At 63.8% G+C, this 14067-nt stretch carries 11 protein-coding genes and 1 riboswitch; of the genes, 9 read left to right on the top strand and 2 right to left on the bottom strand.

The genetic code is table 11. The features are described 5' to 3' along the window. Nucleotides 1-85: 85 nt before the first annotated feature. The gene (locus RUU78_RS15860) at nucleotides 86-673 is read right to left on the bottom strand and encodes a TMEM165/GDT1 family protein (protein WP_313918301.1); all 588 of its coding nucleotides are present in this window, start codon (nucleotides 671-673) and stop codon (nucleotides 86-88) included. A gap of 2 nt (nucleotides 674-675) precedes the next feature. Beyond that, a riboswitch (yybP-ykoY riboswitch) is annotated at nucleotides 676-849 on the bottom strand. A gap of 238 nt (nucleotides 850-1087) precedes the next feature. Between RUU78_RS15860 and RUU78_RS15855 the strand changes: the two genes are divergently transcribed. After that, on the top strand, nucleotides 1088-2794 hold the full coding sequence (locus tag RUU78_RS15855) for a M14 family zinc carboxypeptidase (RefSeq protein ID WP_313918299.1): 1707 nt from the start codon (nucleotides 1088-1090) through the stop codon (nucleotides 2792-2794). A gap of 381 nt (nucleotides 2795-3175) precedes the next feature. On the opposite strand, the gene RUU78_RS15850 is transcribed toward RUU78_RS15855, so the two are convergent. Next, nucleotides 3176-4150 carry a LysR family transcriptional regulator gene (locus RUU78_RS15850; RefSeq protein ID WP_313918297.1) on the bottom strand — a complete coding sequence of 325 codons (975 nt, stop codon included), beginning with the start codon at nucleotides 4148-4150 and terminating at the stop codon, nucleotides 3176-3178. Nucleotides 4151-4245: 95 nt separating this feature from the next. On the opposite strand from RUU78_RS15850, the gene RUU78_RS15845 reads away from it, so the two are divergent. From RUU78_RS15845 to RUU78_RS15810, 8 genes are all read left to right on the top strand, one after another. Next, complete coding sequence (locus tag RUU78_RS15845) at nucleotides 4246-4566, top strand: HPF/RaiA family ribosome-associated protein (protein ID WP_313918295.1); 321 nt, start codon at nucleotides 4246-4248, stop codon at nucleotides 4564-4566. A 223-nt stretch (nucleotides 4567-4789) separates the two neighbouring features. Then, entirely contained in the window at nucleotides 4790-5776 is a 987-nt protein-coding gene (locus RUU78_RS15840) for a TerC family protein (protein ID WP_313918293.1), read from the top strand. Beyond that, the gene (locus tag RUU78_RS15835) at nucleotides 5776-6918 is read left to right on the top strand and encodes a phospholipase D-like domain-containing protein (RefSeq protein ID WP_313918291.1); all 1143 of its coding nucleotides are present in this window, start codon (nucleotides 5776-5778) and stop codon (nucleotides 6916-6918) included. Before RUU78_RS15840 ends, RUU78_RS15835 begins: the two co-directional genes overlap by 1 nt. A 9-nt stretch (nucleotides 6919-6927) precedes the next feature. Next, nucleotides 6928-7932 carry a TerC family protein gene (locus RUU78_RS15830; RefSeq protein ID WP_313918289.1) on the top strand — a complete coding sequence of 335 codons (1005 nt, stop codon included), beginning with the start codon at nucleotides 6928-6930 and terminating at the stop codon, nucleotides 7930-7932. A gap of 11 nt (nucleotides 7933-7943) precedes the next feature. Continuing rightward, entirely contained in the window at nucleotides 7944-8627 is a 684-nt protein-coding gene (locus RUU78_RS15825) for a hypothetical protein (RefSeq protein WP_313918287.1), read from the top strand. Nucleotides 8628-8699: 72 nt separating this feature from the next. After that, nucleotides 8700-9641: a sodium-dependent bicarbonate transport family permease gene (locus RUU78_RS15820; protein WP_313918285.1), complete on the top strand. Its 942-nt coding sequence runs from the start codon at nucleotides 8700-8702 to the stop codon at nucleotides 9639-9641. A gap of 592 nt (nucleotides 9642-10233) precedes the next feature. Further along, nucleotides 10234-11952: a thiamine pyrophosphate-dependent enzyme gene (locus RUU78_RS15815; protein WP_313918283.1), complete on the top strand. Its 1719-nt coding sequence runs from the start codon at nucleotides 10234-10236 to the stop codon at nucleotides 11950-11952. Nucleotides 11953-12018: 66 nt separating this feature from the next. Continuing rightward, nucleotides 12019-13998 carry a hypothetical protein gene (locus tag RUU78_RS15810; protein ID WP_313918281.1) on the top strand — a complete coding sequence of 660 codons (1980 nt, stop codon included), beginning with the start codon at nucleotides 12019-12021 and terminating at the stop codon, nucleotides 13996-13998. Nucleotides 13999-14067 lie beyond the last annotated feature (69 nt).

Below are 14067 nucleotides of genomic sequence, written 5' to 3'. Positions count from 1 at the left end.
GACGTGCACGACGCGTCAAGCGGCGACTTCAGGGCGACGCGAGCGGCCGCGCCGGCGCTGCCGGCGTGGCCAGCGCGAGCGCACTTCAGATTCCGCCGAGGCCGAGGCCGAAGTTCACCTTGAGCAGGATCAGGACTCCGAACAGCGCGAACAGCGCCGCGGCGACGAAACGCATCTTGCCCAGTGGAAAGCGCTGCGCGAGTTTTTCGCCGACGAGCACGGCCGGCACGTTCGCGGCCATCATGCCCAGCGTCGTGCCGATCGTGACCAGCAGCAGGCTCGAATACTTCGCACCGAGCGCAACGGTGGCGAGTTGGGTCTTGTCGCCCATCTCGGCGAGGAAGAACAGCACGAGCGTCGTCAGGAAGGCGCCGTGGCGCGAAACGTTCTGCTTGCTCTCGTCGAGCGTGTCAGGTATCAGCGCCCAGGCCGCGAACGCAAGGAAACCCAGGCCGAGGATCCAGCGCAGGGTATCGGGGCTCAGTGCGCGCGCTACGGAATCGCCGACCAGCGCGGCGAGCAGGTGGTTGACGATCGTCGCTGCGAAGATGCCGGCAATGATGGGCCAGTGCTGGCCACGGAATCGTGTCGCGAGCACGAATGACAGCAGCTGCGTCTTGTCGCCGATCTCGGCGATCGCAACCAGCGTGAAGGAGGACAGAAGGGCTTCCACGAGAGACTCCAGGGCCGGCGATGAATGAACCAATGACCCTGCGATCCATCGCCGGCCCCGGCTTGGACTACAGAGTCAAAGGTCTCACTATTGCCGCCGACGCCATGGTCTGTGGACCAAGTCTGTTGACGTCGGCTCCTTCGTTGGAAGGCAGTTACTCCCCAATGACGCGGCGGAGCATAGCGAGGACATGCGCGGCCTCGCAAGCCGACGTTGGTTGGGGTCTGCCTGGCGGCCTGAGCCGTTTGCACGGCGCGGCGAAGGATCCGGACACGAGGGGCCGTACGCCATCGCACCTGCGAGGCGGGCGCCAACGCCGTTGCGAACGAGTCTGCGCCGGGTCTGCCGGACGATGACGCTTCGTATCGGCACGGCGTTATGCTTGCGGGATCGTCTGCGCCGGAGAGAGTCAGAGTGAAGATCCGCGTCGTTTTTCATGCCGTACTGCTGTTTGCATCCGCTTTAGCGACAGCGGCGCCGCATGCGCCGAGCCGGGTCCTGCCCGAAGGCGATGGCCCCTGGGTCGTCACCGCCTACTTCACTTCGGATACGTCACTCAACCGGCTGCTGAACCGCGCCGCGCCGTGGAAAGTCGATCGCGCCGCGGGAAGGCTGACGATCGAAGTCGAGGATCGGCAGGCCTATCGGCAACTGCTCGACGACGGCTTCTCGGTCGCCATCGATCCCGAGCTGACCGTCGAAACCTATGCGCCTGTGAAACGCAATCCGCTGCAGATCACCGGCATTCCCGGGTTCGCGTGCTACCGCACCGTCGAGGAAACCCAGAACACCGCCGACCAGCTGGTGGCCCAGGCGCCGCAGATCGCGCAGATCGTCGACATCGGCGACAGCTGGAAGAAGACCCAGAACGCGGCGCAAGGCTACGACCTGCGCGTGCTGCGGCTGACCAATCGCAGCATTCCTGGGCCCAAGCCGGTGCACTACCTTCAGGGCGGCATCCATGCGCGCGAGTACGTCACCTCGGAAACCGTCACGCGCTACGCCGAATTCCTGGTCTCGCGCTACGGCATCGACCCCGATGTGACCTGGCTGCTGGATTCGCAGGAAGTCCAACTGCTGCTCAATGCCAATCCGGACGGCCGCAAGGTTGCCGAGACTCAGTCCACGCGCATGCAGCGCAAGAACCGCAACGAGAATTTCTGTCCGGCTGGCGGCACCACCGTCGGCGTCGACCTGAATCGCAATTTTCCGTTCGACTGGGGTGGGGCCGGCAGTTCCGGCACGATCTGCAGCGATGTCTATCGCGGCCCGAGCCTGAACTCGGAAGTCGAATCGCAGGCCATCATCGCCTACTTGCGCCAGATCTTTTCGGACCAGCGCAACGAACAGGCCGGCGTCGACCTGACCACACCGGTCTCGCTCGACGCCGAAGGCGTCTACATGGACATCCACAGCAACGCGGCGCGCACCTGGTGGCCCTGGGGCAACGTCGACGGCGTGCTCGCGCCGAACGCGACGCAGCTGCAGACGCTGGGCCGCAAGATTTCGTTCTTCAACCGCTACGTGCCGGAGCAGTCCAATGCCGGCGGCGCGATCGGCGGCGCGACAGACGACTTCACCTTCGGCACGCTCGGCGTTCCTGCCTATACCGTCGAACTCGGCGGATCGTCCTTCTTCCCGAGCTGTACCACCTACGAAGCGACCATCGCCCCGGACAACATCCAGGGCTTCTATTTCGCCTCGAAGGTGGCGCGACGGCCGTACCGGTTGCCGGGTGGCCCGGAGCTCCTCGACGCGGCTGCCGAGCCGGCGACGATCGCGGCGACCGGCACCGTGCAGCTCACGGTCCGCGCCGACGACACGCGCTACAACACCGCCTCCGGCACCGAACCGGCGCAGGCGATCACCCGCGTCGACGTGTTCCTGGCACCGCCATGGAGCAGTGGCGCGACGCCGATCGGATCGATGTCGCCGCAGGACGGCAGCTTCAACAGCACGATCGAGACGGCGCAGTGGAGTCTGCCGGGATCGATGCTCCAGCCCGGTCGCCAGCTCGTCTATCTGCAGGCGACCGATGGCGCCGGCCAGGCCGGTCCGGTCAGCGCGGTGTTCGTCACGCTGTCCGGAAGCGATGTCATTTTTGCCAGCGGCTTCCAGTAGAAGCGCGACACGCTCGCGATAGCCTCACGCGGTGAACCGCGTGCGGTGGTCGACGAGGGCTCTGTCGTGTCCGAACGCGACGCAGCGAACTGTCCGATCGCCGCCGCTGCTGCAATGCGATTCGATGCGGAAGATTCTTCCATTCGTGCACGCGCGAGAGCGCCAGACAGTCGCTGACCGTCGGGTGATCGCGTACCGCCTGCAGCAGCAGCGTCACAGGCCGCGGCGTTGTCGCAGACCCGCGTGTCCCGACACGGCAATCTCGCCATTCGCGCGTCGGATGCGCCGATGTAGAGATTCGGCGTCTGCCGGACGTTCGGCACCTTGGCGTCGGGTTGGCGAAGCCTCTCGCGGTATCCGGAATCCGCTCGCCTGTACTGACTATCGCGTTCGTGGCGCACCCGTCATGCGCCGCTGCTGCCGCGCGACGCCCGATGGCGTGCTGGGCTCGTTCTTCTGTACCCAGGGAGAGTCCGACAGCATGTCTCCGGCCAGGGCGAGAATCTTGACTACCTGGGGATCGGTGGCCCGCCTCTCGGTTGAGATCGCGTAGTAGCGTTCGGTCGGACCGTCGATATCGCCCACGAACTCCACGCCATACTGCCGCTCGATTTCGCTGCGAACGGCGATCGGCGCCGGGAATGCGCCCGCGCCCGAGGCGCCGAAGGTCTTCATCAGGCCACCGTCGTCGAACTCCCCCACGATACGTACCTTCAGGCGGTGGAGTTCGAGCCAGGATCGTAGCTGCTCGTACATCACGCTATCGCGGCCGGGCACGACCATCGGTGCTCCGTCGAGCGAGGCGGGAAAACCTCGCCGCAACCGCTTCGCAAGGGCGCGCGGGGCAAAGAGCGCGATGGTCGTATCTCCCAGCACATGATTGAAGGCCTTCACCGCACTCCCGCCCGGGACAGGCCGGTCGGCGATCACCAGTTCCAGGCGATGCAGCGCCAGCTCCGCGAGCAGGACGTCGAGCCGCTCGTGACTTGCCGACAAACGAATGCTCTCGTTCTCCATGAGTGGCGCGAGCAGCCGACAGGCCAAAGAACGCGGCACGGCGTCGGTAATGCCGACCCGGAACATTCGGGTTCGCCCGCTCGGCATGGATCGGACCTGGGCTCCCAACTCGTCCACAAGTCCAAAGATCTCGTCAGCGTAGGAGTAGGCGACGCGGCCCGCATCGGTAAGTTCCAGGCGTCGGCCGACCTGCTTGAGCAGCGCTACGCCTATGTCGAGTTGGAGATCGGCGATCTGGCCACTGAGTGTCTGAGGAGACAGCTCGAGTTTTTCAGCTGCGCGGGAGACTCCGCCGAACCGCGCGACGGCCCAGAAATAGCGCAGGTGCTTGAGGTTCATGGTTCGCTTTTTTCGATCGAATGATTCCAATGTAGCAGATTGATCGAACCGATCACGTCCCTCAGTCTGGTCTCCCTCGACGCGGAGACACGACCATGAAGACGAGCATTCTCGGCCACGGTATCGCGCTGACTGAGGCGATTCGCCAGTACGCGCAGCGCCGGATGGCAACCGCCCTCGGCCGCTATCGGCAGGTGCTGGAATCAACCTATGTGCGGTTGGCTGACGTCAACGGTCCCCGCGGCGGGGTGGACAAGCACTGCGTCATCGAAGTGCGCGGTCCCGCGCTCGTCCCGATCGTCGTGCGTGAGCGTGACACGGACCTGTACGTCGCAATCGACCGGGCCGCTGGACGTATCGACCGCGCGGTGGCTCGCCGCCTGGCGCGCAGTCATGCGCTGGGAATCCGGCGATAGCAGCCAAGTGGCGACGGGCACGCGGGACAGGCAGCAATCCGGCACGCACCGCGCCACGGCGCGGCGGGGCTCGCCTGACCGGCCCCGAAGGCCGGATCAGAAGCGCAGACCGTGCTGGGCACGCGTAGCAGGTAACGCGCGCACAGGGGGGGCACGTGCCCGCAACCCATCCGACGATAACTGACCGAATTGCGCCTACACACATCCAGAGAACATAAAAACCATGGAATTGTCCGGACTCCTGATCACCCCGTTTTTAGGCCAGCCTGCGTGGCTCTGGCTCAGCTTCCTCGTACTGGTCGCGCTGTTGCTCGCCTTCGATCTGGGCGTTCTGCATCGTACGGAACGTGAGATTCCGGTATCCGAGAGCCTGTGGCTCTCGGCGGGGTACATCGCGGTGGGACTCGCCTACGGCGGGTGGGTCTGGTTCCAGCTGGGTGCGGGGTCGGCGGCGGACTATTTCACGGGCTATCTCGTGGAGAAGTCATTGTCGATGGACAACGTGTTCGTGATCGCGATGATCTTCTCGTATCTCGCCATCCCACGTGCGCTTCAGCATCGCGTGCTGTTCTGGGGCATCCTCGGTGTGATCGTCCTGCGAGCCATCATGATCGGACTGGGCGCGACCCTGGTCGCGCAGTTCAGCTGGGTGCTCTACCTCTTCGGCGCCTTTCTTCTGCTGACGGGCATCAAGATGCTCATCGTTTCGGCCCAGCCACTGGATCTGGAAAATAGCCGGGTGCTGAAGTGGCTTCGCCGCCGCCTGCGCGTGACGGATACGCTGCATGGCAACCGCTTCTTCATCCGGTCTGCGGACAAGCACGGTGTCCTACGCCGTTACGCGACACCTTTGTTCCTGGCGCTGGTCATGATCGAAACGGCCGATCTGATCTTCGCCGTGGATTCTGTGCCCGCGATTTTCGCGATCACGCAGGATCCGTTCATCGTCTATACCTCGAACATCTTCGCCGTCCTCGGGCTGCGCGCCCTGTACTTCGCGCTGTCGGCCATGATCGAGCGCTTCGAATACCTCAAGTACGCGCTCGCGCTGGTCCTCGTTTTCATCGGCTCGAAGATCTTCCTGGTCAATATCGTCGGCAAGTTTCCCGCATGGCTGTCGCTTGGCGTCACGCTCGGCCTTATCACTGCAGGCGTGGTGTTCTCCTGGGTCAAGACGCGCGATCTGCCGGCCGCCAAGGGGGCTGTGTGATGCGGTCCGCCGCTGGGAACGAGGCCGCAAATTCTGAAGGGGTATCGACCACCGCGCAGACGATCGTGTGGTACCCGACAGGCCGGCAGTGGTTCGCGGCCATCGAGGAGGCGATCCGTTGTGCAACCTCGTCGATCGTTGCGGAGTTCTACATCTGGTCGCCTGGCCGGCTCGCTCAACGGCTGGAATCCCGGTTGGCCGAGGCAGTCGGCCGAGGCTGCAGCGTGCGGCTGCTGATTGACGCCTACGGCAGCGACGGTGCCGGCCCGGCTGTTCGCCGTCTCGAGCGGATGGGAGTCCAGGTAGCGTGGTTCAATCCTCGGAGGTTCATGCGGCTCACATTCCGCAACCATCGCAAGCTCGTAGTGGTCGACCGCAGCCACGCATTCATCGGCGGCTGCAACGTAGGTGACGAGTACGACGGTGACGGCGTTGAGCAAGGCTGGCGTGACCTGGGGCTGTGCATCCAGGCCCCGTTGTGTGTGGCCGTGCTCGCGCGTTCGTTTCAGCGCATGTGGGACATGGCGCCTTTCAACCAGCTGCCGGGCAGCGCGGCGATGCCCGAGGGCGCGCGGGGCGCTGACTGGGAGCTTTTTTTTGCGGGCGCCGGGCGCGGAGGCCGGCGCTATCGCCGTCAACTGCATCGCGATCTGGGCCAGGCCCGCCGAGTCGACGTGCTCGCCGCGTATTTCGTTCCGACGACGCGAGTGCGCGCCTTGCTTGGCAGTGCCGCACACCGTGGCAAGGTTCGAATAGTCGTACCGGCAACGAATGACGTGACGATCGCGCACTACGCGTCGCGGCATGTGATGGACCAGCTCTCTACCGCCATAGGCGTGTACGAGTATGTCCCCGCGATGCTGCACGCCAAGCTCGTCGTAGTCGACGAGGTGGTCTATGTCGGATCCGCGAACTTCGATCCGCGAAGCCTGCGCATCAACTTCGACGTAATGCTCAGGATCGTGGACACCGGGGTCGCGGCGCAGGCGAGGGCGATCGTGGAGGAAATCCTGCACCACAGCCGGCCGTATCGAATCGATCCGCCGGGACTGCGCTTGCGGTTCTACCGGCGTGTCGCATACGCCGCCATGGCGTGGCTCGATCCGCTGGTGGCCCGCCGAAAACTCCGTCTGCTGGCCTGAGGAGTCCGTATGCAGACCATTGAACTGTTGCTCACTCAAGATTTTCTTGGAAAGGCCGTCTGGCTCTGGCTCAGTTTCGTCGGAATCGTGGGAGTCCTGCTGACGTTCGATCTTGGCGTGTTGCACCGGAACAACCGCGCCATCGGCGTGCGGGAGAGTGTCGCGTTGTCCATCGGCTACATCGCCCTGGCGGTGATCTACGGTGCCTGGGTGTGGTGGTACCTCGGCGCCGATCCGGGCAAGGAGTACTTCACGGGATTCCTGATCGAGAAAACGCTTGCGATCGACAACGTCTTTGTCATCGCAATGATCTTCTCCTACTTCGCCATCCCAGCGGCGTATCAATATCGCGTGTTGTTCTGGGGAATCCTGGGCGTCATCGCGATGCGTGCGGTGATGATAGGCCTTGGTGCTGCGCTGATCTCCCGTTTCGATTGGGTCATGTGGATCTTCGGCGCCTTTCTGTTGCTCACTGGCGTGAAGATGCTCTGGATGGTGGGCAAGCAGCCGGACCTTGCGTCCAATCCCCTCATCGGGTTCCTGCAGAAGCGGCTTCGCATAACCCATGAGCTGCACGGCAGCCGGTTTTTCGTGCGCGCACCGCAGGACGGCGCCGCTTCCGCGCCGATGGTGTGGTGGGCTACGCCGCTGTTCCTCTCTCTGGTGCTCGTGGAGTTCGCAGATCTGATATTTGCAGTCGACTCGGTGCCGGCCATTTTCGCCATTACGAATGACCCCTTCGTCGTGTACACGTCCAACATCTTCGCGATCCTCGGCCTGCGCGCCTTGTACTTCGCACTGGCAGCGATCGTCGACCGCTTCCACTACCTCAAGTACGCGCTGGCCCTCGTCCTGATCTTCGTCGGCGGCAAGATCTTCTGGGCTCAGGTATACGGGAAGGTCGACCCGGCGATCTCGCTCGGCGTAACCGGAATGCTGCTGGGAGGCGGCATCGTCTACAGCCTGTGGCGCACCCGCAAGTCCACCGCCGTCCCTTCGTCGATGTCACAGTGAGGAGTCGACCCATGCATCACTCGAAACATGCCGGCCGCAGTGTCGTGGCGATCCTGCTGGGAGCGGCCGCTCTTGTCGTGCTGCTGGTTGTCGTCATAGCCGCCGTTGCGCTACAGCGGTTCTCGGCTTGGGGGTCGACGGCGCTGGACAAGGTCACGGATGCCACGAACGCTGCAGTGTCGCAGTCACGAGACGAGGCCGCGCGCGCCGTGACGGAAGCCAGGCAGCGACTGGCCAGTACACGGGATCGCGCCACCCAGGCTGCTGCAGAACCCGAGCAGGCGCTGAATAGTGCGGTGGATGCGGCGGCCGACAAAGTGACACGCAGCCTTTCTGCCGCTGCGGCGGCGGTTTCCGGCGATGTGGCGTCGGCCAGTCAGATTCTCGACAGCGTTGCAGGACCTGATCCGCAACCATGGCCAACCGATGCTCTCCTGCGGCAGACTCACTATCTCTCGACCGCGACGGCGACCGAGTATCGCTACATCTCGACGATGCCGGATTTCCCACTGGCCCGGCTCCGTGAGCTGCTAGTCGGAATGGGATATGTGGAGCATGTCATTTCGGAGCGCGATGGCGCACTCGAAGCGTTGTATCGCCGGGATCAACAGTTGCTCCTGTCCGCATCGAAACAGGCCGATGGCCGGCTGCGCGTCGACGTGCGGGAGATGCCTGTGGCTCCATCATCCCCGTGATCCCGGTGCCGCGAGTCGCCGTGCCCGGCACCGGGTGTCGGCCATCGCTGCGCTGTCTTGCCAGGGCCGGCCATGAACTTGTTCATCGATAATCTCGTCTCACCGCTGGTTCTGGCCTTCCTGCTGGGTTTTGCCTCCCAGGCCGCTGGTGGGAACATGCGTCTGGCGGAGCCTGCTCGCGAGACGATCGCCATCTTCCTGCTGCTGGCCATTGGCCTCAAAGGCGGCGAGGCGCTGTCGCATGCGCAGTTGAGCATGCTGGCTTTGCCGCTGGGCACTACCATCGCGGCTGGCCTGGCGACGTGCCTGTCCGCATTCGCAATAGCGCGCATCGCACTGCGGGCTACCCGCCACGATGCCGCCGCGATGGGTGCCCACTATGGCTCCGCGTCGGCCGTGACGTTCATCGCGGCATCTCAATTCGTCGCTGATCGAGGCACGCCGACCGACGATTGGATGAGCGCATTGCTTGCCGTGCTCGAAATTCCGGCGATCCTGCTGGCGGTGCTGCTCGTCAAACGAGGCTCGTCGCAGATTTCATCGACGTTGCGGGAAGTGTTTCTTGCCCGCGCGAGCGTCCTGCTGCTGGGCGGACTGTTGATTGGTTTCGTTTCGGGGCCTTCGCGGGTAGAACCGGTCATGCCGCTGTTCAAAGGGCTATTCCAGGGCGTGCTGATGCTCTACCTGCTCGACCTCGGGGCGATGGCCGCGGCTGGCCTGCGCAGCGTGCGCGGGTCGCTGGGGCGGCTGGTCGTATTTGGGATCGCTGTGCCGCTGCTACATGGGTGCATCGCGACCCTGCTCGGCGGAGCATTGGGCTTCGCGCCAGCCAATGCAGCAGTCTTCGGAACGCTGGTCGCCTCTGCGTCATACATCGCGGCCCCCGCAGCCGTTCGTACATCGATACCGGAGGCAAACGTCTCGATGTGCATTGTGGCCGCGCTGACAGTTACTTTTCCCTTCAACCTGCTGGCGGGAATCCCACTGTTCTATGCCCTTGCTACTGCTGGATAGGTTTTCCAGCAGCGGGCTTCGCAGTCAATCGTTACCCTGAGTTGACGCCCCGCCGTTCATCCACAGATCCGCATCTGCGTACTTCACTCATCAGGGGCTGCCGTCCCATGAACGAACACCGCGGCTCGACGCTGATGCGTCCGCGGCGTCGCGGACACGCTCGCTTTGCGCATTTTTTCCTGACAGGAATGCCGACCAATCTGCGCTAGCACTCGCAGTGATGGCAGGCGGCACCGGCGTGAGGTGTGTCGCCGAAAAGCGACTGGCCGAATGAGAGGCGGCCCCTGCGCAGGGAAGTGCGCGCCAGTCACCGTCTTGTCGCAAGTGACTGGCCGCCCGTGCCAGCGAACAGGTTTGCGCGATGCTCAGGTGGCCGTCGTCGAAAGAATCCGTCCGGGCCGAGGGCGCGAATTACCGTCAGGAACGCGCGCTTGGCGAGCGGTAAAACTGAATATTGCGTTTGGTAAAAAAATACTGGTATACGAAGACCTGGCCGCCTTTGCGCATTGGACCCGTCGCCGGCCGGCCCGTCGGCGACACGGCACCGGCCGCGCAGTGGTGGATTCCGCAACTTGCCTCCGAGGGTTTGGACATGACCAGCACGCCATTCACGGTTGCCGACTATCTGCTGACGAGGCTCAAGCAGCTCGATGTGACTGAGGTGTTCCAGATTCCCGGCGACTACGTCAAGCACTTCACCCAGGCGCTGGAGCACTTCGACGGCGTGACCGCGATCGGCGCGATCAACGAACTGGATGCAGGCTATGCCGCCGACGCCTACGGCCGCACGCGGGGCCTGGGCGCGATATCGCTGCAGTATGGCGTGAGCACATTCAGTGCGCTGAACGCGATCGCTGGCGCCTACGTGGAACGCAGCCCGGTGGTAGTGATCAGCGCCGCGCCAGGCGCGGACGCGCGGCAGATCGGGTCCATGTACGGCGTGCTGTACCACCATTCCACCGGTAACCTGAACGCCGACGAAGACGTGTACCGGCACGTGACGGTGGCCGCGGAGACCCTGTCCACGTCAGTGGGCGCGGCCGAGAAGATCGATGCCCTGCTGGTGGCTGCGCTGACCCACCGCCGGCCCGTCTATATCGCCTGCTACAAGGAAGTCTGGGGAGAGCCGTGCCCTCGGCCCGCGGCAGCAAGGCTGCGCGCGCATATCGCGCGCAGCGAGCCGCTCGCGCTGGAGAACGCGGTGCAGCAGGCCTGGACGCAGATCACGGCGGCGAAGAAGCCGCTGATCTTCGCCGGCGTGGAGGTGCTACGTTTCGGCCTGTCCGACCTGCTGCAGCAGCTCATCGACGCCAGCGGCATGCTCTACACCACGACGAGCCTTGGCAAGACGGTCCTGGACGAGCAGGGCGACAAGTTCATTGGGACCTACTCGGATGCGGCCTCGATCGGCAGTGTGCGCGAGTGCGTGCTGGAAGCCGATTGCTTCCTCACCCTCGGCACCATCATCACCGACGACTATCTGTGGTTCGTCGAGAACAAGTACGCCGACATGGTGCTGGCCACGAGCGAGGAAATCCGCGTCGGCTACTTCAAGTACTCCGGCGTGACGATGAAGGATTTCATGCAGGCGCTGCTGCAGCGCTTCCGGCTCGCCAAGGCCACGTATCCGCTGACCTGTGTCGCGCCGCCGCAGCCGCATTATCCTGATCCCTGGGCTGCGAACGACGATCCGAACGTTGGTCATGATTCACAGGCTTTGACCTACAACCGCTTCTTCCAGCACGCGATGAAATTCCTGCGCGAGCGCAAGCTGTTCGACCAGATCGTGATGACCTACGGTGTCAGCTCGGCCATGTACGTGGCGACCAACGCCTACGGCCTCGCGCAGAACAGCTATATCTCGTCGGCCGCCTGGCAATGCATCGGTTTCGAGACGGGCGCGGCCAGCGGCGCGCAGCTCGGCAGCGGAAAACGCGCCTGGGCGATCGCCGGCGATGGCGGTTTCATGATGGTGTGCCAGTCGCTCTCCACCTTGGCGCGCAACAAGCTCAACGCGGTGATCTTCGTCATGAGCAATGCCGTCTACGCGATCGAACAGGTGTATGTGGACATCACCTCGTTCGAACCTGGCCCGCAGCACCAGTTCGACTCCTTCGATCTGCTGCCGCAGTGGGACTACCTCGCGCTGGCCAAGGCCTATGGCGCACGCGGGTTCCGCGTGACCACGCTCGACGAACTCGATCGCACGCTGCAGGCCCTGCAGTCGCTGCACGACCAGCCGGCGCTGGTGGAAGTGGTGATTCCGCAAAAGGATCTGCCGCGCCAGATGTACCGCCTGGGCATCGAATAGCCCGCCAGAGCCTTGCGTGCAAACCGTCGATTCCGCGTCAGCCATGGGTTTTCAAGGAGCAGCATCGTGACCGCAAAGACCTATTCCATTTTCGGCGCCGGCGCCGCCGGCCTGTATACGGCCTGGCGCCTGCTCAACGGCGAGGCCAAGGATGCCGCGAGCCGGCGCAAGCTGCTGGCGAAGGGCGATACGCTGGAGCTGTTCGACTGGGGCCAGTACGATTTTTCCAGGCGCCATCCGGGCACGCGCGCGGCCGGCGCACGCGTGTGCACCTGGCACTACGAGAACGACCCGAAGAACTCCTACCTGGAACTTGGCGGCATGCGCTATTCCGACTGGGATGGCACACCGCAGGGGCAGGGGCACCGGCTGGTCACCACGGTGATCGCAAAGCTCGACCTCGACAAGGATTCGGTGCCATTCAACGAATCCACCAATCCGCTGTTCTTCCTGCGCGCGAAGAACCTGTTCCTCAACGACATCAGCTCGTCCAACCCCGCGCCGTACAACGTCGACCACTATGGCGCATCCGCCCAGCCCGACAACGGTTTCTCGATCGTGGAGAACCTTGCCGTCACCAGCGATTCGGGTCCGCAGACGCGGCGCCAGTGGTGCGATTTCTTTCGCAACGGACGCATCAATGTGGAAATGTCCGATACGTCGGTGTTCCAGAAGGGCGACATGCTCAAGGATATCGGCTACTGGAACCTGATGTTCGACCAGCTCGGCGGGGAGGGCTTCAACTACACCGCCGACGGCAATGGCTATACCTCCAACGTGATCAACTGGAACACGGCGGTGGCCATGAACGCGAACAACGAGTTCACGCCAGGCAACGAATACAAGACGCTGACGCACGGCTATTCGAGCATGTTCAACGCGCTGTTCGACGCGGTGGAGAAGCTCGCGAAAGCGAAGGGCGTGCGCCTGGACTACCAGCCGAATACGCGCCTGCATTCGATCCTGCAGATCGATGGCATGGTCCACTACACACTGGCCACGCGCGCCCGGCCGAACAAGGCCAGCGACCGGCGTGTCACCGACGCAGCGTGGATGGCCATGCCGCCGGCCGCGCTGGATCTGGTGGCCCAGGCCACACGTTACATCGAGCACGACGGCGTCGACGTGCTCAATCATGAAAAGGTGCAATTGTTCCTGCAATCGGCCGTGCTGCAGCCGTCCTACAAGGTCGGCATGTTCTTCGACGAACCCTGGTGGTTGACCCAGGCGACCTACGCACCGCAGCTGACCGGCTATGAGATCACGCAAGACGTGTTGCGCGCGCTCGCGAAGCAGAAATTCCCGGGGGCCTGGCTCAAGGCGATCAAGGCAAGCCCTGCACTGATGGAGCAGCCGTTCTCGAGCCAGCAGGCTTTCGTGCAGGCGGTGCAGCTGTGCATCGCGCAACGCTTGAGCATCGTGCAGGAACAGCAGCTGCTGCAGGCTGCCGAGCGCAATACCATCGGTCCCAGCGTCACCGACCTTCCGATCCGCCAGGTCGTCTACTTCGGCCACAACGCACCCAGCGCAAAGGCCCGAAAAGTCTATGGGTTGCTGGCCAGCTACGACGACGAAGCCTTTACCAGCTTCTGGCACGAGCTGGAGATCGGCACCGACGGCCAGCGCACCGTACCGGATTCGGCCAACCTGCAGCCTCTGGTCGGCCCGCGCAAGGCGCCGCCGGTCATGGTGAAGATGCTGCGCAAGCAGCTTGCGAGCGTACATTTCGGGCCTCAGGCCGATTACACCGCGGTGCCCGAACCGCTGGAGACCGCCTACATCGACTGGTCGCTGCCGCCCTTCAACGCCGGCTACCACGCCTGGGCCGCGCACTACGACGTCTGTGAGGTGCAGCAGAAGATCCGCAAGCCCTCGCAGCTCATCGACGGCACCGACGCGAACATCTTCGTCGTTGGGGAAGCATTCTCGAACGACCAGGCCTGGGTCGAAGGTGCTTACTGCACGGCCGAGTCCGTGCTCAACGATTTCTTTGGCATCAAGCCGATCATCGACGACGCGGACTATCCGTTCATCTGTGCGTGCTGAGCGCGGCGTATTGCGTTGGACGCCCAATCGCCGGAGGATCGCGGCCTGCTTCCTTCCGGTGCTTGCACG

Origin of the sequence: Tahibacter sp. (assembly GCF_032229445.1) — a bacterium.
In the GTDB taxonomy this organism is placed as follows: domain Bacteria; phylum Pseudomonadota; class Gammaproteobacteria; order Xanthomonadales; family Rhodanobacteraceae; genus Tahibacter.
The sequence above is the reverse complement of the archived record's forward strand: the minus strand, read 5'-3'. Positions and strand labels throughout refer to the sequence as shown.

Excerpts from the sequence above, each read along its gene's own strand:
- RUU78_RS15850 (WP_313918297.1), bottom strand. The coding sequence starts at position 4,150 with ATGAACCTCAAGCACCTGCGCTATTTCTGGGCCGTCGCGCGGTTCGGC.
- RUU78_RS15845 (WP_313918295.1), top strand. The coding sequence starts at position 4,246 with ATGAAGACGAGCATTCTCGGCCACGGTATCGCGCTGACTGAGGCGATT.
- RUU78_RS15840 (WP_313918293.1), top strand. The coding sequence starts at position 4,790 with ATGGAATTGTCCGGACTCCTGATCACCCCGTTTTTAGGCCAGCCTGCG.
- RUU78_RS15835 (WP_313918291.1), top strand. The coding sequence starts at position 5,776 with ATGCGGTCCGCCGCTGGGAACGAGGCCGCAAATTCTGAAGGGGTATCG.
- RUU78_RS15830 (WP_313918289.1), top strand. The coding sequence starts at position 6,928 with ATGCAGACCATTGAACTGTTGCTCACTCAAGATTTTCTTGGAAAGGCC.
- RUU78_RS15825 (WP_313918287.1), top strand. The coding sequence starts at position 7,944 with ATGCATCACTCGAAACATGCCGGCCGCAGTGTCGTGGCGATCCTGCTG.
- RUU78_RS15820 (WP_313918285.1), top strand. The coding sequence starts at position 8,700 with ATGAACTTGTTCATCGATAATCTCGTCTCACCGCTGGTTCTGGCCTTC.
- RUU78_RS15815 (WP_313918283.1), top strand. The coding sequence starts at position 10,234 with ATGACCAGCACGCCATTCACGGTTGCCGACTATCTGCTGACGAGGCTC.